Source organism: Sphingobacterium sp. UME9 (assembly GCF_014170215.1).
Lineage (GTDB): Bacteria > Bacteroidota > Bacteroidia > Sphingobacteriales > Sphingobacteriaceae > Sphingobacterium > Sphingobacterium paramultivorum.
Map to the genome: position 1 here is coordinate 311960 of NZ_LZZP01000009.1, position 21990 is coordinate 333949.

Here is a 21990-nt window from a genome sequence, read left to right on the forward strand (position 1 = left end):
ATATTCCGAATTATAATACACAGGATAATTTTACTTTTTTATTACTAAAAACTAGAATTTCGATTTTTTTATGTTAGGTTTGTTTTCAGTAATAATTTGCAAATAACAAAAAAATGAACACTATATTTTCAATTGTATCGAAAGTTTCCTTTGGCCTTTTATTGGTTGGAACTATTGCATCATGTAACCAAGGTGCAAAAACAACAAACGAACCTGCAAAAAATGATTCCAATACCGTAAGCAAGGAGAGCCAGGGAAGTAACAAAGATAAAATCGTCTATTTAAACTCGGATTCACTTTCTGAAAAATATCAATATTTTAAGGACATTAAATCGAAGCTTGAAAACAAAGTAAAGAAAGCACAAACGGATCTGCAATCGAAAAGTACTGCATTCCAACGTGAAGTTGCCGAATATCAAAAAAATGCAGCTACAATGTCTGCTCCTGATCGACAAGCTACTGAACAAAAACTAGCACGTAAACAAGATGAGCTTGCACGTTTAGACCAAACAGCTTCTTCCTCTATTGCAAAAGACGAGTCTGAAGAGTTCAACAATGTTTATAATAAAATTACCGAATTCCTGAAAAAACATGCTGCAGAAAATGGCTACAAACTGGTGCTTACCTATTCAAAAAGCAACCCAACTGTATTGTATGCTGACCCATCTTTGGAAATCACGAATGAAGTAATCAAACAGTTAAACGAAGAATATAAATCTTCAAACAAATAGAAGATCATAATAATTTAGGAAAGCCATCGACTCCGTTGATGGCTTTTTTTATTTTCTTTCTTATCTTGTCCTTACTAAAATTAGATTTATGGTCAGAACGATTGTTGAAAAGGAAATCGCAAACTACGAATGGATAGATATAGCTGAGCCAACCTCAGAAGACTTCACCTTCATTAAAGAGCGCTTCAATTTGAATGAAGCTTCGATCAAGGATTCCAAAGAACCAGAACATCTACCGAAAATTGAAGAATTTGAGAATTATACCTTTGTTATTCTTCGTGTCATGTCGGACAATTTCAAGGAAAATTCAGACAGCATCGGAGAAATCACCGACCGCCTGACCATCTTCTACGGAAGCGATTTTGTGATTACTGTACACAAACGTCGTATTGAATTTTTAGAAAAACTTAAGAACATTGAATTTACGTCCATCAAGACAAAAAATAGCCGTAAACTGGCTGTATTTATCACGACTGCAGCTGTATTTACCTTTAGCCAAACGTTAGAGCAACTTTCAACACGCATCGATGCATACGAAGAATTGATTTTTCTGAAACGCATGAAGCAACAGCCAATATTGAAAAATCTCTATTTTATAAAAAGGCAGATTGATGTTGCACGAAAGGTCATCTTTCTCTACAAGGAGGTTGTTGAGCATTTTCATTCATCCTCCAAAAAGGATGTGTACACCCGGGATTTAAAAGATCTGCAGGTCCGGACATCAACCTTGTACGAAAACTTATCGGAAAATGTAGCACAGCTGCTTAATGTGTATTTCAACATCTCGTCTAATCACACCAATGAGATTATGCGTATCCTGACGATTTTCTCCGTATTTTTTATGCCAATCACTTTTGTGGCAGGAATTTATGGAATGAATTTCAAAAATATGCCCGAATTAGAATGGTACTATGGATATCCGGTAGCCATGGGGATCATGGTCGCCATATCCCTTGCGATTTATTTGTGGTTCAAAAGAAAAGGCTGGCTATAATAGGCCAACCTTTTTCTTTGCCGTGGTAACCACAAAATCTTTAAGATAGAATGGCTCGAAATAAGCGACATCCTCAAACTCTTTGCGCTGAAATTTATCAAAAGCCAACGTCGATAGAAAAGCCGCGGAAACATTAAATCCGCTCAGCACATCCACGCGATCCGTTGCACTGAACAAATCTTCGAATTTATCGGCTCCCGAACCAAATAAATGGACACGATGGTAGTTCAGCAATAATTCATTGAAATAATCAACATCGATGATCTCTGCAGATGTTGCTCTCGCCAACGTAGCATCATGATTATAAACTGCTGTATAGACTTCCATACGACGGGCGTCGAGCATCGGAAGATATGCCTCACCTTCTGTTAGGCCAAATTGACTTTTATAACCTAGAAATAGAGCTTCTAACGTATTAATAGCGATTAAAGGTAAATCTAAGGCATAACAAAGACCTTTGGCCGTAGACACCCCTATACGCAAGCCAGTATACGAGCCAGGCCCCATACTCACCGCAACAGCGCTCAAATCCTGCATCTTTCGGCCTGTCTGTTTGAGAATTTCCTCAATCAAAATAGTCAATTTAGCCGCATGAGCATTCTGTTCATCGAGATCGATAACTTGCAACGTTTGACCATTTTCACTCAAGGCAACCGAACATACAGTGGTTGACGTATCAATTTGTAAAATTAAATTATTCATCGTCGTTATAGAAATCAAGGTACAGGATCATGCCCATGGCCACCCCAAGGGTTGCAACGCCCAATTCGTTTCAAAGCCATCCAGCCACCTTTAAAAGGACCATATTTCAGAATAGCTTCCTTACCATACTGAGAACAGGTAGGCGTATATCTACAATTGGCGCCTAAAAATGGTGAGATAAAAACTTGGTAGAAACGAATAATAGCCAAGAAAATAAAACTAAACAAGGGTCTAATCCCCTTTTTCCAAATAAGCTTCAGCACATTCATTCTGCAATTTTTTCAGCATTTTATTCATTGCGGTGCTAAACACATCATACGCTAAGATCTGCTTGCCTACATATTGAATAGCTAAATACAAAGTTACATTATGTTTCAACAAAAACGGAATCAAATCATTCGATTTTTGTAAACGGTAACTTTCACGCATCATTCGCTTAATTGAATTGCGATCAACTGCTCTTTTGAACCTACGTTTGGATACGGAAATGATAGACTGACTGGAGGGAATATCGTCAGTCAAGTTGTTTTTCTCGAAGATAAAAACAACTCTAAACGGATACAAGACAAAAGAAGAACCGCTTTTAAAAAGCGTATCAATACGCCTTTTCGCACATAACCGTTCTTCTTTTGTAAATGTATTTCTCATACGATGACTTAATCTTATTAGAAAAAGCTCTTATAAGTGGCCACCGATCCTTGTCAAAGATTAACCTTTGTGACGGTATTCGTCAGACACTGTAAGACGTTTTCTACCTTTAGCTCTACGTGAAGCTAATACTCTTCTACCGTTTGCAGAGCTCATACGCTCTCTAAAACCGTGTTTGTTTCTTCTCTTTCTTTGCGATGGCTGAAATGTTCTTTTCATGACGCTATTATGCTAATTTGTTCTTACTTCAATTAATACAAAACTCCCCAAGAGGAATGCAAAAGTAAAGTTTATTTTAGACAAAAACAAACAATATTACGAACATTTAAAGTTAATGTGACGCGGACAAGCTAATTTATTCAGCTACAGCTTCAAAAAACAATTTTTCAATTACCACAAAATAAAAAAACAGCACAGTTCGACTGTGCTGTTTTTTATAAATAAAGTATATACCTTACACTATTTATTTTTCAGAATATCCCTGATCTCAGTCAAAAGCGTTTCTTCTTTCGTTGGTGCTGCAGGTGCCGCCGGAGCTGCCTCCTCTTTACGTTTCAATGAATTTAAAGCCTTAATAACACAAAAAATACAGAATGCTACAATTAAAAATTGAATAACCACATTAATAAAGTTTCCATAATTAATAGATACTTCAGCTTGTTTAGTAGCTTCATCAGCAGCCTTCAAGATCAATTTTTTGGAGGAAAAATCAACACCACCTGTTAAATAACCAATGGGTGGCATGATAATATCATCAACCAATGAGGTGACAATTTTACCAAAAGCTCCACCAATGACAACACCGACAGCTAGATCTACTACGCTACCGCGCATTGCAAACTCTTTAAACTCTTTTAAAAATCCCATATTTAATTTTTTTAGTCCATGAATTATGACAAAACTAATAATTGTCACATAAATCTAATTAAAATATGCTAATTTTTTATCGTTAAACTCATATTGTGCTATATTTTCTAGCCTATGTCCTATTTATATAAAAAAACACGCAACTCGCCCCACCCCAATTTTTATTAACTTAATTTCTTATATTTGCGCGTTAACTAGTAAAATATCAAGATATATTGTATATTGTTAGTACTTTATTTCATACGGTAATTAAAGCCCAGCATCAGATAGCATATCTATGAAAAAGATTCTTATAGCAGACGACCACGGTATTGTACGGTTAGGAGCCTCCGTTATTATTAAAGAAACTCTTCAAAAGGCAGAAATATTCCAAGCTGAAACCTTTGACGAGGTTCTTGAAAAAATAAAGGTAGAGGATTTCGACCTATTATTGCTGGACATTAATATGCCGGGAGGAAATAATATACGCGTCGTTGAGGAGATCCTTCAAATTCGACCGAGCATCAAAATTTTGATTTTCTCGTCTTATGACGAATCACTATATGCTCTACGCTATATCGAAGCAGGAGCAGTAGGCTACCTCAACAAAACAACAGCTATGGCTGAACTTTCCAATGCTATTCTGGCTATTCAGGATAGAGGGAAGTACATGTCGAGCAATGTACAGGATCTATATATTCAGAAATTGACACAGAGCAAGTCTGAACTGACGAAACTAAATCCCTTGGCACGTTTGTCAAATAGAGAGGTGGACGTTGCTAAGCAATTGATAAAGGGACTGGGGATTATTGAAGTATCTAGCTTGTTGGAGTTAAGCCCTTCAACAGTGAGCACCTATAAAAGTAGAATCTTTGAAAAGCTCAATGTTTCTAATATTCCTGAACTTATTGAACTCTTCAGAATACACTCCAACAACTAGTCATTTTGTTGGAGTGCATTTTTATCCTACTAAATTAACTCATCAATAGTAACAACTGGAACATCTTTTACGTTCAGGTCTTTTAAAGGTTGAGATTTCTTATAAGAATACCCCACCTCTGCTTCTAAATCCCATAACATCGGCGCTAAAAAGTTGAGGCACGTCGTAAATCCCTGAACCGTTGCAGAAAAATCACCTGTATCTTTCGAATTCTTAGCTTCGTTTTCGATCTCAAAAGGTCCACTGAAACCACGTTCTTGCAATAAGTCAACAAAGCCGCGCCAATCCATACTATCGGATCCACCAAAGCCCGGTAACATTGCTTCATAGTGATGTCTATCCCAGTCATGTCCAGGAATACTTACGTTGGCTTTTTTAGCCAATTCAGCATCAACATGCTGCATAGGATACATTCCACCCCAATCAATACGTGCAGCAGTCTGTAAATTACGTGTAGTCTTTACATGTATACGCTGTAAGCGGCTGATATCTGTATTACGAATAACCTCAATTGGATTTGTATTTTGCCAAACATCATGTGAAGGATCATAAATCTCACCATGAGCTTTACTCGGAATCATAGCATACATTAATTTACGAGCGGCCAGCACTGCGGGAAGATTGTTATAGGTAGAGCTATAACGTGATGAGCGCCATCCTTCCATTGGGCAGTTCTCATAGAGGATGGTTACGCCTAAACTCTCTGCATAATTAACAATGGGAGCAAATACACGTTTGTATTCTTCAAGATTTTTTTGAAATCCATCAATTTGATTGCCCAATTCGTGATTATACCCAACGAATGTTCCTACCTTGACGTTATTTGCATCACCACCAAGCAAATGTGCAATACGGATCAATTTCAATAAATGATTTTGATTCTTCACACGTTGTTCAGGATCACCACCAATCATATTTTCAAAAGCACCAAGCGAAAGTTTTAAATCAGCCTGATTGAACAGCTCAATGATTTCCCTTGCTTTTGCAGGAGTGAAATCATCATAATCCAAATGTGTTGCGGTATGATCTTCTCGGGTACCATCTTTTCTAAACACACAAAGGTCTATCCCCCCCGCTCCGATTCTTTTGGTCGTCTGAATCAACTCCGGTAAGGATAATTTATCAAATGCAGAACTCATTACCCATACAGGGTTATTTAATTTTGTCGTCATAGCTTGTATAATTGTCTTATTTCGGTATTTAAAGATACTAAAAAAGCCATCCGATTGGATGGCTTTTTGTTATTTTATGGTGAATCAACTAGTCTACATTATCATGTAGAAAAGAATTGTTCGGTCTGATTTCAGTATTTCCATCTTCAAAAGAAAGTGTAAAACGAGACACCTGAGATTGTGAAGAATGCGGTGTATCTTCCAATGACATTTGTTTTCTCTTATAAGCAGGCTCATTTTCCAACTCATGTAGACCATTAGAAGATTTTAGTTTCATGCTCAATTCTTTAAGACGCAAGATACGCTCTTTCGTACGAACCAGCTGATCTTCAAACGAAACCTGCTCTTCTTCCACCTGAGGAACTTCTACTTGCTCATTTGTTGTACTTGATGAAAAGGTAGGTTTCTCCTCATATCCCGATGCAGAAGGGGCTGCATAAGAATCAAAAACTGTTGGCATCTGGAATTGAAACACAGATGGTGAGGTTTTCAATTGAAAATCACTGTCTCCAAATGAAGTTTCCTCTTCATAACCACCATCAAAACCTAAATCATGACGTATAACTTGAGGTTCCTCAACAGCCACCTGTTGTTGCACAGCATTTCTTGGTGAAGTGAACAAATCAGATTGCAAATTATTCGGAGTTGGCGTATTTGAAGAAGGGACTGGTGTATCCACACGTTGAACCGGAGTTACGAAACTATTCGTAGCTGGAACTTCTCTTGGTGCTACCTGAGAAACAGGTTTAATAAAAGAATTAGCCGGTTCAGCTGTTAAGGGCATAGACACCTTTGTATTTTCACGTTCTTTATCGCGTTCTTCAGAAGTTTGAAAACCAGTTGCAATAATTGTTACTGACAGCTCATCCTCAAAGTTCTCGTCAATACAGTTACCCCAGATCAAATCTGCTGATAGACCAGCTTTTTCCTGAATGTAATCCGTAATGATCGCTACCTCATCCATGGTTACTTCTTTCGTTCCAGAAGTAATATTTAACAAGATATAACGAGCGCCTTCAATCTCATTGTCTTTCAACAATGGTGAAGCCAAGGCTCCCTCTACAGCACGTAATGCACGATCTTCACCTTCAGCTATTGCGTTACCCATAATAGCAACACCGCTATCATTCATAACGGTACGCACATCTTTAAAATCGACGTTTACATAACCAGGGATAGTAATAATTTCGGCAATACCTTTTGCAGCAGTAGTCAAAATATCATCTGCTTTTGCGAAAGCCGCGGTCATGGTTAAATTTCCGAAGATTTCACGCAAACGATCGTTAGAAATAACAAGATAAGAGTCTACATATTTACGTAATTCCGAAAGCCCTTCCTCCGCTTGAGAACGACGGCGTTTACCTTCGAATGTAAACGGTGTAGTTATGATTGCAACAGTAAGAATACCCAATTCCTTAGCGGCTTTAGCCAAAACGGGGCTTGCTCCAGTACCGGTACCACCACCCATACCAGCGGTAATAAACAACATCTTCGTATTGGTACCCAACATGCGTTTGATATCTTCAATACTTTCGATCGCTGAATTTTCACCTACATCAGGATCTGCTCCTGCTCCCATACCTTCGGTTAGACTTATTCCCAATTGAACTTTATTTGGGATCGGGCTTAATTCCAATGCTTGCGCATCAGTATTACACACGATAAAATCTACCCCACTAATTCCTTGTTTATACATGTGGTTTACGGCATTGCCGCCACCACCACCAACCCCAATAACCTTGATTATTGAAGATTGTTCTTTTAACATTTCAAACTGTATTGACATAACTTATCCCTATTTAACTTACAATGAAGATGATATCAAAACGAATCAAACCCACTATATGTAATGTAATAATAATATAATTTCAACAAAAGTTTTCCACATTTGTTAAATTGTGGAAAACTTCAACTATTGTGGAAAACTTACTTCTTATCTAAAAAACTTGCGTCATCGATTTCGTTACCGTCTTTGATAAAACGTTTGAACCATGACAATAATCCTTGCTCTTTTTGTTGTTGTTCAGAAACCTCTTTTGTTGTCACCGTAGCAGCCTGCACTTTTTTCGATGGGGCGTGCATTTCTCTACGGCTATCTTCTTCTTCCTCATGGGATTGAATTCCCTTAATCAACAAGCCAATACTTGTTGCATACAAAGGACTTTTCAATTCTTCAAACAACGGTTTTGGTAAAACCTCATTCTTAGAAAGATATTCATTCGGAAATCCGATACGGCAATCTATTCCAGTAATATACTCAACAAGTTGTACCAAATGCTTTAATTGAGCACCACCACCGGTAATAACAATACCACCGATCAGTTTATTTTCATATCCTGAAGATTTGATTTCATAGTACACGTGCTCAATAATTTCTTCCATTCTAGCTTGAATAATATAAGCCAAATTTTTCACGGAAATTTCCTTTGGTTCACGACCTTTCAATCCTGGCACACAAATCACCTCATTTTCTTTATTTTCATCAGCTAGAGCCGATCCGAAACGAGTTTTCAACAATTCAGCCTGAGAACGCAAAACAGAACATCCCTGACGGATATCTTCCGTTACAATATTACCGCCTAAAGGAATCACAGCAGTGTGACGAATAATTCCTTCATGGAAGATGGCAACATCTGTGGTTCCACCACCGATATCCACTAATACAACGCCAGCATTTTTTTCGTCTTCATCCAATACAGCTTCAGAAGACGCTAAAGGTTCGAGAATCAATTCAGCAACTTCCAGATTGGAATTATCAATACATTTCTTGATATTTTTAATATCTGTTACACGTCCCGATATAATATGGAAGTTTGCTTCAATACGGCGACCAGCCATACCGATTGGTTCGCGAATACCGGGTTCGTTATCTACCGTAAACTCCTGTGGTAAAACATGTATAATTTCTTCTCCTGGAGGCAGTACCAGTTTATACATATCCGAAATCAGTCGTTCGATATCGCGTCGAATGATTTCATCATCACCATCGGTTTTGGTAAATATTCCACGGTGTTGAATACTTTTGATGTGTTGGCCAGCAATTCCCACATTCACCACTTTAATATCCACATTGGACTGTGCTTCGGCTATCTCAACAGCCTCTAAAATACTCCCCACAGTTTTCTGGATATTAGCAACCACCCCCCTGCTTACACCTGCAGAGTCAGCTTTGCCCACACCTAATAATTCAATTTTGTTTCCTGAGCTACGTCTCCCAACCGTAACACAAATTTTGGTAGTACCAATATCGAGTCCCACGATAATTGGGTTTTCTCTTTCAATTTCTGCTGCCTTTGAGTTCATAATTTCCTGTATTGTTGCTGTATTACTATAATGTATTATTTGCTACTTTTTTTGTTTGATCATCTGAAAAACTCCAGTTTCCCCTCTTTTCACAGATAATCTGACCTCCATATTTTACGTTGACAACACCGTAAGCATTTATACCCACTTTTGGCATTATCTGCGTATAAAAGGTCTTTAATAATTCAAATTTTTGTTCCAATGAATCTGCCGACCCAACAATCAACTGCTGTGTACCTATACGAGGCACAAGTTCAATATCCTTATCCCCGTTGACATAGATCTGCACAACTTGATTACTCCATAATTCATCGTTTTTGATAAACTCAATAACCTTCACCAAATCTTTAACCAAAGGCGTTGATATGGTATCCAGTGCTTCATTATATCCTTCTGCGATGTTACCCGTTGCAACCATGATATGCGGTATATACTTCAATGTTGTCGGTATCTTCAACCCATTGGGGTCCACATAAAATTCTTTTCCATTTTTGTTGATGACCCGCATGACAGCCTCGCGCTGACTAATATTAATTCTGATCGTACCATCCATATCGGCATGTATACTGGCATCGGAAACATAAGGTAATTTACGCAAGGTTTTTTCAACCTTTTGAAAGGGAATTCCATTGACTTTCTTTCCCGCAAAACTACCAAAGTTTTGTTCTATCAGTTTGGAGATATCAGCCTGATCAATAAAAGCTTCCGTGCCTTCAATGACAATTTTGATATCTTTACAAACCTGCTGCTCATCACGTTTCCCCACAATAGTCATAATCACGACGACAACTATTACGCCGATAAAAAACAGCGTAAAGTAGAGTACACGATTCCATTGTATGTTACGTAATTTTTTAAGCATGCTCTAAAATTGTCTGTAACGGTTTAACCAATTTGTCAATATCACCTGCCCCAACTGTAACAATCAGTTCTGGCTTTTCATCGCGCGCGAATTCCAAGACTTCTTCTGCTGTTACAAGCTGTTTTTTCTCTGCCGTAATTTTATCCAATAACCAACTCGAATTGATCCCTTCAATAGGAAGCTCCCGTGCTGGATAAATTTCCATTAACAACAGATTGTCTGCCATGGACAATACCTCTGCGAAACCATCCACAAAATCCCGCGTACGGGTAAATAAATGCGGCTGAAAGACCACATTTAGTTTTTTTGTAGGATACAATTTGCGCATCGAAGTTAAAAATGCACGCAGTTCCTCTGGATGGTGCGCATAGTCATCAATGTACACCGCTCCAGGTTTACGGACAATATATTCAAACCTTCTTTTCACTCCTTTGAATGTTGTCAATGCTTTCTTGATTGCTTCATTTTCAATCCCAAGTAAACGGGCTACTGCAATCGCGGCTACCGCATTTTCAACATTATGGGTACCAGGAATACCTAAATGGATATCGTCTATCCGTCCGTTGGTATCTTGGTAATCAAAAAAGAATTCTCCGTCGCGTACATGCACATTGGAAGCATATGCATCAGCGATTTCATGGCCTGAATAACTTATTTGTCCCGCAAACTCGAGGCCTTTTTTTATAATACGTGTTCCCCCTTCAACTACTTTATCCAAGAACAATTGGAATGATTCGAGCAGATGGCTGCGATCTCCATAAATGTCCAAATGATCAGCATCCGAAGAAGTTACTATTGCAATATTGGGGTGAAGTGTCAGAAATGAACGATCAAATTCGTCAGCCTCCACCACAACTGTATTATTATTACCATAAAGCACATTTGTACCGTAGTTAGAACTGATTCCTCCTAAGAAGGCAGAGCAGTCATAGCCCGAGTCTTTCAATACATGTGCCACCATTGTAGAAGTTGTCGTTTTACCATGTGTACCGGCAACAGCGACTGTAAATCTACTCTCACTAATGATTCCCAAAACTTGAGATCTTTTATAGAGAATATGTCCTTGGGATTCGAAAAAAGCTTTAATCTTCGAATCTTTTGGAATAGCTGGTGTAAAAATGACCAATGTTTCCGCAGTAGGTATGTGAAAAATGGCATCAATAGTATTGACATCATCTTGATATGAAATCACAATTCCCTCCTTGACCAACGTTTTAGTCAACTCAGTTTCTGTACGGTCATATCCATTCACCTCACAGCCCAAATGCTTAAAATAGCGCGCAAGACCACTCATGCCTATACCACCTATTCCGATCAAGTAAACTTGTTTTATTGCATCTAGATTCATACGATTCGTCTATTTTTTATTAACCAATTTATATACCTCCTCAGCAATTTGAACATCAGCATTCAACTTACCGAGTTTTTTAATATTTCCACTTAATTGTCCGACATGATCTGCATCTTTTAATAAATTTAAAGCAGCAGGCACCAAATCTTTTTTTGCATCACTATCCTTAACCAATAACGCAGCATCTTTATTAACCAACGCCATTGCATTTTTTGTCTGATGATCTTCGGCCACATTGGGCGAAGGCACAAGGATAACAGGTTTACCGACTACACAGAGCTCAGAAATCGTACCAGCTCCAGCGCGACTAATAATTAAATCTGCCGCAGCATAAGCATAATCCATACGCTGTAGAAAGGCCAACATCTTGATATTATCTGGAAGTTTACCTGCCAACTCCGCCTGTAACTTTTCAACGTAAAAACTACCGCATTGCCAAATCACCTGCACTTCTTCCTTCAGCTCATTGAGGTAAGCAACGACACTTTCATTTAATGTTTTAGCCCCCAAACTACCTCCGAGCACCAAAATTGTCTTTTTGTGTGTATCTAACTCAAAGAACGCTACGGCCTCCTCTCTTTTTCCCGCTATCGCAATGGACTCGCGTCTTATTGGATTGCCCGTGAGCAATACTTTCTCAGCAGGAAAAAATTGCTCCATCCCCTCATAAGCCACACATATTTTTGCTGCCTTAGCGCCAACTTTTTTGTTGGTTACACCCGCATAGGAATTTTGTTCCTGCACGACTGTAGGCACCCCTAGCTTATTGGCCATCATTAATAATGGACCAGAAGCAAAACCACCTACACCTACAGCCACATCTGGTCTAAAATCTTTAATTATGCTTTTTGCTTTATTTAAACTTTTCATAAGCTTAAACGGCAAAAAGATATTCTTCCACAGCTGCTTTCTATTTATTCCCTGAATATCAAGCCCAACAATCTTATATCCTGCAGCCGGCACTTTATCCATTTCCATCCGGCCATTGGCACCCACAAATAGAATTTCATTTGCAGGATCCATTGCCTTCAACGCATTTGCGATTGAAATCGCCGGAAAGATATGTCCTCCGGTCCCACCACCACTGATAATTACGCGAATTGCCATGCTTAATTTGTTATTATGCAGGAATAGATCCTATAACCACTTTTTTCGGTTTAGGCTTTTCATCCAGCTCTTCTTTACCTTTTAATTCTTCAATATTTCTACTCACACTCAGGATAATTCCCAAGGCGACACTCGTAAATAAAATCGAGGTTCCTCCCATACTTACCAACGGTAGTGGAACGCCAGTAACTGGCCCTAATCCTACAGCAACAGCCATATTGGCCAAAGCCTGAATCGTCAAACTAAATCCCAAACCCGCAGCCAAAAAAGTACCGAAAGCTTTGGGACTCATCGTGACAATACGTATACATCGATACATAAATGCCAGATACAGAAATAGCAGAATTACACCACCGACTGTCCCATATTCTTCAATGATAATCGCGTAAATAAAATCGGAATAAGGGTGTGGCAATACGTTGCGTTGCACACTATTTCCGGGTCCTTTTCCAAAAAGCCCACCAGTTGCTATAGCAATTTTCGCATTGTTTGCCTGATAATTTTTATCATCCTGGAAGGATACCGGCGTCGCTTCATCTTTCTTCTCTACACCAAAAAAAGACTTCACACGACTATAATAGGTTGCACGCCGAGGACCAATAGAAACGACTATAATTCCTAGCAAAACAACCCCAGCAGATACAATAGCAATCTGTTTAAAGGATATCCGACCGATCAAAAGCAATAAAACACTCACTCCAAATAGCATAATCGCGGTGGACATGTTAGCCCATGCAATTAATACGAAAACCCCACATACGGATCCCATGATGGGTAAAAATGACTTTTTCACATCTTTGATCTCCTCCTGTTTCCGGGATAACATCCGTGCAAGAAAAACAATCAATGACAGTTTTGCTAAATCTGACGTTTGGAAAGTCATCCCAATACCTGGAATAGTCAACCAACGACTTGCCTGGTTTACGCTACTTCCAAATGCTAAGGTGAATAGCAATAAAGGAATTGTAATTCCCATTAAGATTTTGGATATACCAGCATAATACCGATAATCCAATTTATGGGAAAGATACATGAGGATAAACCCAATGGCGATAATAGAAAAGTGCTTCAACAAATACATTTCTGTACCCTTTCCTTCTTTATACGCCAACGTACCCACCGAACTGTACACAGCCAAAAGTGACCATCCCGATAAGATAATCACAATGATCCATATCCATCGATCACCCTTCAATTTAGACATTATGTTCTGTAGCATATCCTTCCTCCTCTTATTGGGTTATATCATTTATAATTCCATTACAGCCGCTTTAAATTTATCGCCACGATCTTCATAGTTCTTGAACCAATCAAAACTGGCACATGCAGGGGACAACAATACGGTATCACCTTTTTGCGCCAAGTGCGAAGCCAATACCACTGCATCTTGCATAGAAGTGCTATTGACAATAATCTCCACATCTTGTTCAAATGCCGTATGAATCGCAGCCGTATCTTTTCCCAAACAAACAATAGCACGCACCTTGTCTTTAACCAAATCAGCAAGCATACTGTAATCATTTCCTTTATCGACACCACCTAATAACAATACGATTGGTGTAGAGAAACTTTCCAAAGCATACCATACCGAATTTACATTTGTCGCCTTTGAATCGTTAATGTAATTTACACCGCCGATACAGGCTACATGTTCCAGGCGATGTGGAATATTCACATACGACCCCATACTCTCTTTCATCACTTGATTTCTCAATTCCTGCACTTTCGCAATTAACCCAGAAGCCATGCTATTATAAATATTATGCTTCCCCTGCAATGACAATTCCTCAGCTCTCATAGTGAATGTATCGTTATTTGGTGTATTAATAATTATTGTCTTATTGGCATTCAAATAAGCGCCCAATTCAACAAGTTGTTCTTGTGTAAAAGGCAAATAAGTCCCTTTACTATGATGTCTTTCTAATCCTTTGATAGTCTCGGGATCGTCCAGGCAATAAATAAAATAATCCTTCTCGGTTTGATTTTGTATCATCTTGAATTTTGAATCCACATAATTTTCCATTTTATGGTCGTATCGATCCAAATGATCAGGTGTAATATTCAGTATAACAGCAACATCGGCTCTAAAATGATACATATCATCCAACATAAAGCTTGATATTTCCAATACATAGCATTCAAACTGTTCTTTGGCCACCTGCAGCGCAAAACTTTTTCCGATATTACCGGCCAATCCGACATTTAGGCCCCCATGCTTGAGCATCTCGTAGGTCAACATGGTTGTCGTAGACTTCCCATTTGATCCTGTAATACAGATTAACTTTGCATCGGTATATTGTGCCGCAAATTCAATTTCTGCAATCACGGGTATATTCTTTGCTTTCAATGCGACTACCAAAGGCACCGTCTCTGGAATACCAGGGCTTTTCACAACCAAAGCGGCACTCAAAATTCGTTCTTCATCGTGATTACCTTCTTCAAAAGCTATTCCCTCGGCTTTCAATTGTTCCTTATAATGGTCCGCAATCAGTCCTTTATCTGATACAAATACATCAAATCCCTTTTCTTTCCCAAGGATCGCCGTTCCAACACCGCTTTCGCCGGCGCCTAGAACGACCAAACTTCCAGATTGAGGATAATATGTTGTTGCAATATTTGACATCATTATCTAATTTTCAATGTTACAATAGTAAGAATGGCCAATATGATTCCTACAATGACAAAACGAGTTACAATTTTTGCTTCGTGATACCCCTTCTTCTGAAAATGATGATGTAATGGCGACATCAAAAAGATCCGTCTACCCTCACCATATTTCTTTTTAGTGTATTTGAAATACGACACTTGAAGAATAACCGAAAGGTTTTCCAACAGAAATACACCACACAAAATCGGAATCAACAATTCTTTCCGGATCAGAATAGCAAAAGCAGCAATTATACCTCCTATTGCCAAACTACCCGTATCACCCATAAAAACTTGGGCAGGATATGTGTTATACCATAAGAAACCTACGCAAGCCCCCACAAATGCCCCGGCGAAAATCACGAGTTCTCCGGAATTGGGGATATACATAATATTGAGGTAATCTGAAAAGATTACGTTACCTGACACGTACGCCAAAATGGCTAAAGTAACACCAATGATAGCGGATGTACTCGTGGCTAAACCATCGATACCGTCCGTAATATTTGCGCCGTTTGAAACTGCCGTAACGATAAAAATAACGACAACTAAAAAGACGGCAAAAGTTAGATAATCACTCTGTAAACCAAATATTTTGAACACTTTAGCGTAGTCAAACTCGTTGTTTTTATAAAATGGAATATTTGTCTTAGACGATTTCACATTTTCAGCATAGGTCTTCTCACCTGTACCTTCATTGATAACCACTTCAACGGGCTTGGTAGAGGTTGGTTTATCCACCCCTTTTCGAACAACGATATCTGGATGAAAGTACATCGTGCAAGCAATTATGGCTCCCAAGCCAACTTGTCCAACAACTTTAAACTTACCAGCTAAGCCCTCTTTATTATGTCTAAAAACCTTTATATAATCATCTAAAAATCCAATTGCGCCCATCCAAAGTGTTGTCACAATCATGATAATCACATATATATTTGTCAATTTCGCAAATAACAAGGTAGGGATAAGGATACCTGCTATAATGATGATCCCACCCATTGTCGGCGTACCAGCTTTCTTTTTTTCACCTTCAAGCCCCAAATCACGAATTGTCTCTCCGACTTGCTTATTATGCAAGAATTGAATCAATTTTCCCCCAAAAACCGTGGTAATAATCAATGAAGCGATTACAGCCATAGATGTCCGAAAAGAGATGTATTGAAACAAACCTCCTCCAGGTATATGAATATATTCGCTAAGCCACGTAAAAAGATGGTACAACATATTTCTATTGTTCGTTAAATGTATTCTCTAAAACTTCTTTATCATCAAAATGATGCTTTACACCATTTACATCCTGATATTTCTCATGCCCTTTTCCTGCCACTAGGATAATATCCCCGGGATTAGCCAGCTGATATGCCGTCCGTATAGCTTCCTTACGATCAGCTATAGAAAGCGTCTTCGCCTTCTGGTCTGCTGCCACACCAGCCTCAATATCTCTAATAATCTGATAAGGATCTTCCGTACGCGGATTATCAGATGTAATTAAAAAACGATCACTATAACGCAGAGCCGCCTCTGCCATTTCAGGTCTCTTGGTCTTATCCCGATCGCCTCCGCATCCTAACACCGTGATGATTTTTTGCTCTGGACGTCGCAATGAACTTATGGTCTTCAACACATTTTCAACCGCATCAGGTGTATGCGCGTAGTCTACGATCCCAAAAACACCCGAAGCCGATTTCATCGTTTCAAATCGTCCCTCTGCCCCCTTCAAGTTACTGAGTGCGGTCAACACTTTCACCGTTTCCTGCTCAAGCAAGATAGCGGTAGCATAAACCGCCAAAAGGTTATATGCATTGAAATCGCCGATCAATTTCACCCATACTTCCTGTCCGTCAACACTCATCAACATACCATCGAAATGGCTTTCGATCACCTTTGCTTTAAAATCTGCACCGGAACGTAAGCCATAGCTTTTCCGGTGTGCCACTGTATTTTGAAGCATAACCTGACCATTTCTATCGTCAGCATTCGTCAAAGCAAAAGCATTCGCATCTAAATCATCAAAAAACTTCTTTTTCGCTTTAATATAGTTATCAAAAGTTTTATGAAAATCCAGGTGATCATGCGTAATATTCGTGAATATTGTGCCCGCAAACACCAAGCCTGCAATACGTTCCTGAACGACAGCATGTGAACTAACCTCCATAAATGCATAGTCACAGCCATCATCAACCATATCCCGTAACAATTTATTCAATTGAATAGGGTCTGGTGTTGTGTGTGTGGCTGGTATAATCTTTGTCCCAATCTGGTTTTGCACCGTAGATAATAGGCCTACATGGTAGCCCAACTCAGTAAACAGCTGAAACAACAATGTAGCTACTGTCGTTTTACCATTTGTTCCAGTCACACCGACCAGTTTCAGCTGTTCCGAAGGATTTCCGTAGAAATTAGCAGCAGCTACACCCAAAGCATAAGCAGAATCGGCCACTAAGATATAGGCGACAGAGTCTAATGTCTCTTTTGGTAACTCTTCTACAATAACGGCTCTTGCTCCGGAAGTAATTGCCTTGTCTACAAACAAGTGACCATCTGTTTGAACACCCCGCACTGCAATAAACAAACTTCCCAACTCCACTTTTCTGGAATCAAAGCACAAAGAGTGCACATCGACCTCTTCAAGGTTCCCTACAACCTGCTGTACAGGGATAGCATGCAATACTTTTTTTAAATCCATCATTACTTAAGTTCTAAATTTATCGCCGTTCCAAAAGCCAGTTTCTGTCCTGCAGCTAACGACTGTATTCCTACTCTTCCTTTTCCTGTCACGTGCGCTTTAAATCCTGCATTCTCCACAACATATAAAGCATCCATCAATCCCATTCCGACAACATTCGGAACAATTCCTTCTTTATATTTTAAATCTATGAATGGTACGCCTCGTGTCGAGGTATCCACCTCTCCCCGCGCAATCGTATCCCAATTCACGGTATTAATCCCCAACCTATCGTAGACCTTTTTACTTGCTTCTTTCGATCCCTGTAAAGTCAATGGCATTCGCCCACCCACATTCACTGCTTTAAAGGTCTTTTTCCCCTCCATCTCCATATCATTAGCATAAACCATATCGGCAAGTTCTTTAAATACAGGCCCGGCAACAGATCCACCATAATATCCATTTCTCGGGTTACGAATCACCACAATAATGGAATATTTTGGATCTTCCGCCGGAAAATACCCGGCGAATGAAGATTGATATCGTCTAGCACCGTACCCTCTCGAGCCATCAGCCATCTGCGCTGTACCTGTTTTACCACCAGAACTATACAATGGACTGGCAACACTTCTACCTGTCCCTTCAGTCATAACACCTTCCATCATTCCCCGCACCTCTGCTAAAGCATGATCCGAGGCGATCTTTTCGTTAATGACTTTCGCTTGAAACGTTTGAATTGTATTTCCTAAATGCCGAATTTCTTTAACAAATAGCGGCGCTATCAACTTACCGTTATTTGCGACAGCATTATAAAATGTCAACGTTTGCAATGGCGTAATTTTCATTTCATAGCCGTAAGCCATCTGTACCAGCGACAACCCACTCCAGCTTTTACTTTTCGAAGATTTCACCAAGGGTATACCTTCCCCTGGAATCTGTAGATCGAGTGCCTTACCAAAACCAAAAGAATGCAGTTTTGATGTAAACTGATCTGGGTTATCTTTGTAGGCCTGATAAACAAACTTAGTAACACCCACATTCGACGATTCCTCAAAGGCCCTTTTCGCAGAAATTATAGACTTCTTAGGCGCATGTGAATCACGAATGGTATGCTTGTAAATTGGCCAATTACCATTACCAATATTCACTGTTGTACTCGAGTCTATTTTCTTATCATCAATCAAAGCCAAATAAGAAGCCAACTTAAACGTTGAACCTGGATCTGCACTTTGCGCAATCGCAAGATTGAACTTTTCACGATAGACCCCATCTTTATCACGCATAAAATTGGCCACCGCACGCACCTCTCCTGTTTTCACCTCCATCATCACAACACAGCCCTCATCCGCGTTACTCGTTATCATCTGCTTCTCCAGCGCCCTTTGCGCCATATCTTGCATATTCACATCAATGGTCGAGATAATATCAGACCCATCTACCGGAGCGACCTCGATATCTTTATTAACGGGAATCCATACCCCGCCGGCAATACGCTGCATTAATCTTTTTCCGCTTTTCCCGTCGATAAACTCACCATAGGCTCCCTCCAGTCCAACATGAATATTTTCCTTCACATTTTTATAACCGATGGTTCGAGCAGCGAGATTGACAAAAGGTAAAATACGTTTGTTCTGCCTATCTGTGATCAAACAACTTGGAAAACGCTCCTTGTTGACACGGGCAGATTTAAGTAGGGGAAATTGTTTTATCCGTTTTAAATCCTGATGCGACACATTACGTTTCAGCAACAAGTAGCGCTGTTTTTTATTCCGCGCCTGTTTTAATAATGTCAAATACTGCCGAGATGATTTATCTTTAAAAAAATCAGCAAGTTTAATAGCCAAGGAGTCAACTTTCAAATTGAAATACTCTTCACCCTCTTCCGGAATAGCCATTGCATCAAAACGAAGCTCATATTCAGGTACTGAGGTAGCCAATAAGCTTCCGTCATTTGAATAAATATTACCACGAGCAGCCTCCACCTCCCGTTCCTGAATAGAAAGGCTATCCGCTAAAGCTTTCCAATGCTCTCCATCGACATACTGCAACTTTGTCATTTTTCCAAATACCAAAAACGCAAGTAGTACAATAAGCCCAAAAGCAAAGTAGACACGAACAAGAATCGTATTTCTGATACTCATAACTCTTCCTATTTATCTTCCTTATTCTCTATAACTTCAACCTTGATCGGTGGTTCTACACGCTCTTTCAATCCCAAAGAATCTACACGTTTGGCAATTTCTGTCTGTGTAGACATTTTCATCAGTTCAGCAGAGAGCGATTTATGATCCCAGCCCAATTCCTTAACCTCTTTACTCACTTTATCGATGCTCCGAATAGTTCGCTCTGCAAAATGACGATTGGAAATATACAACAACATCAGAAAGGCGATAAAGGCTCCAAAAGGCAAGTACTGCAATATTTTATTTAACGAAAGGTCTCCAACGGTAAAAAGCGTTTTAATAAACGCTTCTGTTTGTTCCGCCTTTTCTTCGACAGTTTCTTGTAGTTCCTCTTGAACTTCCTCACTCAACTCTTTCTGTCTTATCGTATTTCTGCTCATCCTCTCGCTCCATTTTTAAGACAAATCCAACTTTTCAGCAATACGCAGTTTCGCACTGCGCGATCTATTATTTACCGCCAACTCCTGCGCAGATGCCGTAATTGCTTTACGGCTCAACACATGAAATGGCTTAATTTCATTTCCAAAAAAATCCTTTTCAACTTCCCCTTTGAATTTTCCTTTGGCCATAAAATTTTTAACCAAACGATCCTCCAGCGAGTGATAGGACATCACCGCCAATCGACCTTCAACATGCAGCACATCAACTGTTTGCAACAAAAATTCCTGTAAGGCTTCCAGCTCACGATTCACTTCTATACGAAGCGCCTGAAACACCTGCGCATGATACTTATGTTCTTTACCTTTCGGAACCATCCGTTGAATCACCTCTTTCAATTCGGCAACAGTCTGAATCGGCTGTGCCAAACGCGCAGTAACAATTGTTTTTGCAAGCGACTTGGCATTCATGATTTCACCATACATCCCAAAAATGCGGTGAAGATCTTCCTCCGAATAAGTCGCCAAAAGCGACTTCGCATCCAAATCGCCAACCTGATCCATACGCATATCCAGATCCGCGTCAAAGCGGATAGAAAACCCGCGATCAGCAGCATCAAATTGATGCGAAGAAACACCTAAATCCGCCAAAATACCGTCTACAGTACGCACCCCCTCCAAACGAAGGCTATTCTTTAAAAATCTAAAGTTTTGATGTATCAATGTAAAACGAGGATCGTCGATTGCATTCTCCAATGCATCCGGATCCTGATCAAAAGCAAACAGCTTCCCTTTTGGCCCCAATCTCTTCAAAATCTCCCGAGAATGACCACCACCACCAAAAGTTACATCCACATAGACACCATCCGGCTTAATAGCCAAAGCATCCATACATTCTTGTAACATTACCGGAACATGATATACATTCTCCATACACTTATAGTCCAAAATTAATATCTCCCATTACCTCTGCCGCCAAAGATGATATATCTTCTACACCGCCTTCACCCATCAATTCCTCATACCCTTCTTTTGACCAAACCTCAATCTTGTTAAACTGACAAGCCAAAACCAGCTCAGTGCTTATACCTGCAAATTCCAACAAACTTTTTGGTAACAAAACACGACCCGCAGCATCCAATGTCAATTCCGTAGCACCGCGTGTAAAAGCACGAACAAACGCACGAACCTTGGGATCGAATTGATTCAATTTAGCCAGCTTGGCTGTCATCAAATCCCACTCTTCCCTTGGATAAAATACCAGATGTTTCTCAAAACCGCGATTCACTACAAGACCATCCCGCTCTACATGAGGCATTTGCCTCTTGAGCGCAGCTGGCAACACCATCCTTCCTTTGGCGTCTAGCTTGCATTCGAATTCTCCGATCAACTGAGTCATATAGTCAATTATCCTATTCTAATTTAAATGTAAAAGTATACACTTTCTCCCACTTTCCCCCACT

At 39.5% G+C, this 21990-nt stretch carries 22 protein-coding genes; 3 read left to right on the plus strand and 19 right to left on the minus strand.

The genetic code is table 11. The features are described 5' to 3' along the window. Positions 1 to 113 precede the first annotated feature (113 nt). Positions 114 to 731 carry an OmpH family outer membrane protein gene (locus A9970_RS14575; RefSeq protein ID WP_088160428.1) on the plus strand — a complete coding sequence of 206 codons (618 nt, stop codon included), beginning with the start codon at positions 114 to 116 and terminating at the stop codon, positions 729 to 731. A gap of 88 nt (positions 732 to 819) precedes the next feature. Next, complete coding sequence (locus tag A9970_RS14580) at positions 820 to 1725, plus strand: CorA family divalent cation transporter (protein ID WP_153846556.1); 906 nt, start codon at positions 820 to 822, stop codon at positions 1723 to 1725. Here the strand turns inward: A9970_RS14580 and tsaB are convergent. From tsaB to mscL, 5 genes are all read right to left on the minus strand, one after another. Continuing rightward, positions 1720 to 2427, minus strand: coding sequence for a tRNA (adenosine(37)-N6)-threonylcarbamoyltransferase complex dimerization subunit type 1 TsaB (tsaB, locus tag A9970_RS14585; RefSeq protein WP_182982820.1), 708 nt, complete (start codon positions 2425 to 2427; stop codon positions 1720 to 1722). The two genes, A9970_RS14580 and tsaB, sit on opposite strands and share 6 nt — an antisense overlap. A 14-nt stretch (positions 2428 to 2441) precedes the next feature. After that, on the minus strand, positions 2442 to 2696 hold the full coding sequence (gene yidD, locus A9970_RS14590) for a membrane protein insertion efficiency factor YidD (RefSeq protein ID WP_159731830.1): 255 nt from the start codon (positions 2694 to 2696) through the stop codon (positions 2442 to 2444). Continuing rightward, on the minus strand, positions 2659 to 3075 hold the full coding sequence (locus A9970_RS14595) for a ribonuclease P protein component (RefSeq protein WP_182982821.1): 417 nt from the start codon (positions 3073 to 3075) through the stop codon (positions 2659 to 2661). The genes yidD and A9970_RS14595 overlap by 38 nt, the downstream gene beginning before the upstream one ends. Before the next feature lie 60 nt (positions 3076 to 3135). Beyond that, complete coding sequence (gene rpmH / locus A9970_RS14600; RefSeq protein ID WP_075991291.1) at positions 3136 to 3294, minus strand: 50S ribosomal protein L34; 159 nt, start codon at positions 3292 to 3294, stop codon at positions 3136 to 3138. A 240-nt stretch (positions 3295 to 3534) separates the two neighbouring features. Then, positions 3535 to 3942, minus strand: coding sequence for a large-conductance mechanosensitive channel protein MscL (gene mscL / locus A9970_RS14605; RefSeq protein WP_046673978.1), 408 nt, complete (start codon positions 3940 to 3942; stop codon positions 3535 to 3537). 277 nt (positions 3943 to 4219) lie between these two features. Here mscL and A9970_RS14610 point away from each other — a divergent pair, with 277 nt between their 5' ends. Further along, positions 4220 to 4861 (plus strand): response regulator transcription factor, encoded by a 642-nt coding sequence (locus A9970_RS14610; RefSeq protein ID WP_120335355.1) that lies wholly within the window; start codon positions 4220 to 4222, stop codon positions 4859 to 4861. A gap of 29 nt (positions 4862 to 4890) precedes the next feature. Here A9970_RS14610 and A9970_RS14615 read toward each other — a convergent pair whose 3' ends face one another. The 14 genes from A9970_RS14615 to mraZ all read right to left on the minus strand — a co-directional run bounded on the left by A9970_RS14615 (position 4891) and on the right by mraZ (position 21926). Further along, complete coding sequence (locus tag A9970_RS14615) at positions 4891 to 6033, minus strand: sugar phosphate isomerase/epimerase (protein WP_153846552.1); 1143 nt, start codon at positions 6031 to 6033, stop codon at positions 4891 to 4893. 88 nt (positions 6034 to 6121) lie between these two features. After that, positions 6122 to 7819 carry a cell division protein FtsZ gene (gene ftsZ, locus A9970_RS14620; RefSeq protein WP_153846551.1) on the minus strand — a complete coding sequence of 566 codons (1698 nt, stop codon included), beginning with the start codon at positions 7817 to 7819 and terminating at the stop codon, positions 6122 to 6124. 140 nt (positions 7820 to 7959) lie between these two features. Further along, complete coding sequence (gene ftsA, locus A9970_RS14625; RefSeq protein ID WP_070564959.1) at positions 7960 to 9336, minus strand: cell division protein FtsA; 1377 nt, start codon at positions 9334 to 9336, stop codon at positions 7960 to 7962. 25 nt (positions 9337 to 9361) lie between these two features. Next, entirely contained in the window at positions 9362 to 10198 is an 837-nt protein-coding gene (locus A9970_RS14630; protein WP_182982822.1) for a cell division protein FtsQ/DivIB, read from the minus strand. Next, positions 10191 to 11546, minus strand: a complete 1356-nt coding sequence (murC, locus tag A9970_RS14635; RefSeq protein WP_182982823.1) for a UDP-N-acetylmuramate--L-alanine ligase — start codon at positions 11544 to 11546, stop codon at positions 10191 to 10193. Before murC ends, A9970_RS14630 begins: the two co-directional genes overlap by 8 nt. Before the next feature lie 9 nt (positions 11547 to 11555). Next, entirely contained in the window at positions 11556 to 12656 is a 1101-nt protein-coding gene (murG, locus tag A9970_RS14640; RefSeq protein ID WP_182982824.1) for an undecaprenyldiphospho-muramoylpentapeptide beta-N-acetylglucosaminyltransferase, read from the minus strand. A gap of 13 nt (positions 12657 to 12669) precedes the next feature. After that, on the minus strand, positions 12670 to 13875 hold the full coding sequence (locus A9970_RS14645) for an FtsW/RodA/SpoVE family cell cycle protein (protein ID WP_153846547.1): 1206 nt from the start codon (positions 13873 to 13875) through the stop codon (positions 12670 to 12672). Positions 13876 to 13905: 30 nt separating this feature from the next. Beyond that, positions 13906 to 15279 (minus strand): UDP-N-acetylmuramoyl-L-alanine--D-glutamate ligase, encoded by a 1374-nt coding sequence (gene murD / locus A9970_RS14650; protein ID WP_182982918.1) that lies wholly within the window; start codon positions 15277 to 15279, stop codon positions 13906 to 13908. A gap of 2 nt (positions 15280 to 15281) precedes the next feature. Next, positions 15282 to 16526 carry a phospho-N-acetylmuramoyl-pentapeptide-transferase gene (gene mraY, locus A9970_RS14655; RefSeq protein ID WP_182982825.1) on the minus strand — a complete coding sequence of 415 codons (1245 nt, stop codon included), beginning with the start codon at positions 16524 to 16526 and terminating at the stop codon, positions 15282 to 15284. 4 nt (positions 16527 to 16530) lie between these two features. Then, complete coding sequence (locus A9970_RS14660) at positions 16531 to 17991, minus strand: UDP-N-acetylmuramoyl-L-alanyl-D-glutamate--2,6-diaminopimelate ligase (RefSeq protein WP_182982826.1); 1461 nt, start codon at positions 17989 to 17991, stop codon at positions 16531 to 16533. After that, positions 17991 to 20108, minus strand: a complete 2118-nt coding sequence (locus A9970_RS14665; protein ID WP_153846545.1) for a penicillin-binding protein — start codon at positions 20106 to 20108, stop codon at positions 17991 to 17993. Before A9970_RS14665 ends, A9970_RS14660 begins: the two co-directional genes overlap by 1 nt. 8 nt (positions 20109 to 20116) lie before the next feature. Continuing rightward, positions 20117 to 20530: an FtsL-like putative cell division protein gene (locus A9970_RS14670; protein WP_075991280.1), complete on the minus strand. Its 414-nt coding sequence runs from the start codon at positions 20528 to 20530 to the stop codon at positions 20117 to 20119. Between the two features lie 15 nt (positions 20531 to 20545). Beyond that, positions 20546 to 21460: a 16S rRNA (cytosine(1402)-N(4))-methyltransferase RsmH gene (gene rsmH, locus A9970_RS14675; protein WP_153846544.1), complete on the minus strand. Its 915-nt coding sequence runs from the start codon at positions 21458 to 21460 to the stop codon at positions 20546 to 20548. A gap of 4 nt (positions 21461 to 21464) precedes the next feature. Then, positions 21465 to 21926, minus strand: a complete 462-nt coding sequence (gene mraZ / locus A9970_RS14680) for a division/cell wall cluster transcriptional repressor MraZ (RefSeq protein ID WP_159731836.1) — start codon at positions 21924 to 21926, stop codon at positions 21465 to 21467. Positions 21927 to 21990: the final 64 nt, after the last annotated feature.

Excerpts from the sequence above, each read along its gene's own strand:
- A9970_RS14630 (WP_182982822.1), bottom strand. The coding sequence starts at position 10,198 with ATGCTTAAAAAATTACGTAACATACAATGGAATCGTGTACTCTACTTT.
- rpmH (WP_075991291.1), bottom strand. The coding sequence starts at position 3,294 with ATGAAAAGAACATTTCAGCCATCGCAAAGAAAGAGAAGAAACAAACAC.
- rsmH (WP_153846544.1), bottom strand. The coding sequence starts at position 21,460 with ATGGAGAATGTATATCATGTTCCGGTAATGTTACAAGAATGTATGGAT.
- A9970_RS14610 (WP_120335355.1), top strand. The coding sequence starts at position 4,220 with ATGAAAAAGATTCTTATAGCAGACGACCACGGTATTGTACGGTTAGGA.
- yidD (WP_159731830.1), bottom strand. The coding sequence starts at position 2,696 with ATGAATGTGCTGAAGCTTATTTGGAAAAAGGGGATTAGACCCTTGTTT.
- mraZ (WP_159731836.1), bottom strand. The coding sequence starts at position 21,926 with ATGACTCAGTTGATCGGAGAATTCGAATGCAAGCTAGACGCCAAAGGA.
- murC (WP_182982823.1), bottom strand. The coding sequence starts at position 11,546 with ATGAATCTAGATGCAATAAAACAAGTTTACTTGATCGGAATAGGTGGT.
- ftsZ (WP_153846551.1), bottom strand. The coding sequence starts at position 7,819 with ATGTCAATACAGTTTGAAATGTTAAAAGAACAATCTTCAATAATCAAG.
- A9970_RS14575 (WP_088160428.1), top strand. The coding sequence starts at position 114 with ATGAACACTATATTTTCAATTGTATCGAAAGTTTCCTTTGGCCTTTTA.
- A9970_RS14660 (WP_182982826.1), bottom strand. The coding sequence starts at position 17,991 with ATGATGGATTTAAAAAAAGTATTGCATGCTATCCCTGTACAGCAGGTT.
- murG (WP_182982824.1), bottom strand. The coding sequence starts at position 12,656 with ATGGCAATTCGCGTAATTATCAGTGGTGGTGGGACCGGAGGACATATC.
- tsaB (WP_182982820.1), bottom strand. The coding sequence starts at position 2,427 with ATGAATAATTTAATTTTACAAATTGATACGTCAACCACTGTATGTTCG.
- mscL (WP_046673978.1), bottom strand. The coding sequence starts at position 3,942 with ATGGGATTTTTAAAAGAGTTTAAAGAGTTTGCAATGCGCGGTAGCGTA.
- ftsA (WP_070564959.1), bottom strand. The coding sequence starts at position 9,336 with ATGAACTCAAAGGCAGCAGAAATTGAAAGAGAAAACCCAATTATCGTG.
- murD (WP_182982918.1), bottom strand. The coding sequence starts at position 15,279 with ATGTCAAATATTGCAACAACATATTATCCTCAATCTGGAAGTTTGGTC.
- A9970_RS14665 (WP_153846545.1), bottom strand. The coding sequence starts at position 20,108 with ATGAGTATCAGAAATACGATTCTTGTTCGTGTCTACTTTGCTTTTGGG.
- A9970_RS14645 (WP_153846547.1), bottom strand. The coding sequence starts at position 13,875 with ATGCTACAGAACATAATGTCTAAATTGAAGGGTGATCGATGGATATGG.
- A9970_RS14580 (WP_153846556.1), top strand. The coding sequence starts at position 820 with ATGGTCAGAACGATTGTTGAAAAGGAAATCGCAAACTACGAATGGATA.
- A9970_RS14595 (WP_182982821.1), bottom strand. The coding sequence starts at position 3,075 with ATGAGAAATACATTTACAAAAGAAGAACGGTTATGTGCGAAAAGGCGT.
- A9970_RS14670 (WP_075991280.1), bottom strand. The coding sequence starts at position 20,530 with ATGAGCAGAAATACGATAAGACAGAAAGAGTTGAGTGAGGAAGTTCAA.
- mraY (WP_182982825.1), bottom strand. The coding sequence starts at position 16,526 with ATGTTGTACCATCTTTTTACGTGGCTTAGCGAATATATTCATATACCT.
- A9970_RS14615 (WP_153846552.1), bottom strand. The coding sequence starts at position 6,033 with ATGACGACAAAATTAAATAACCCTGTATGGGTAATGAGTTCTGCATTT.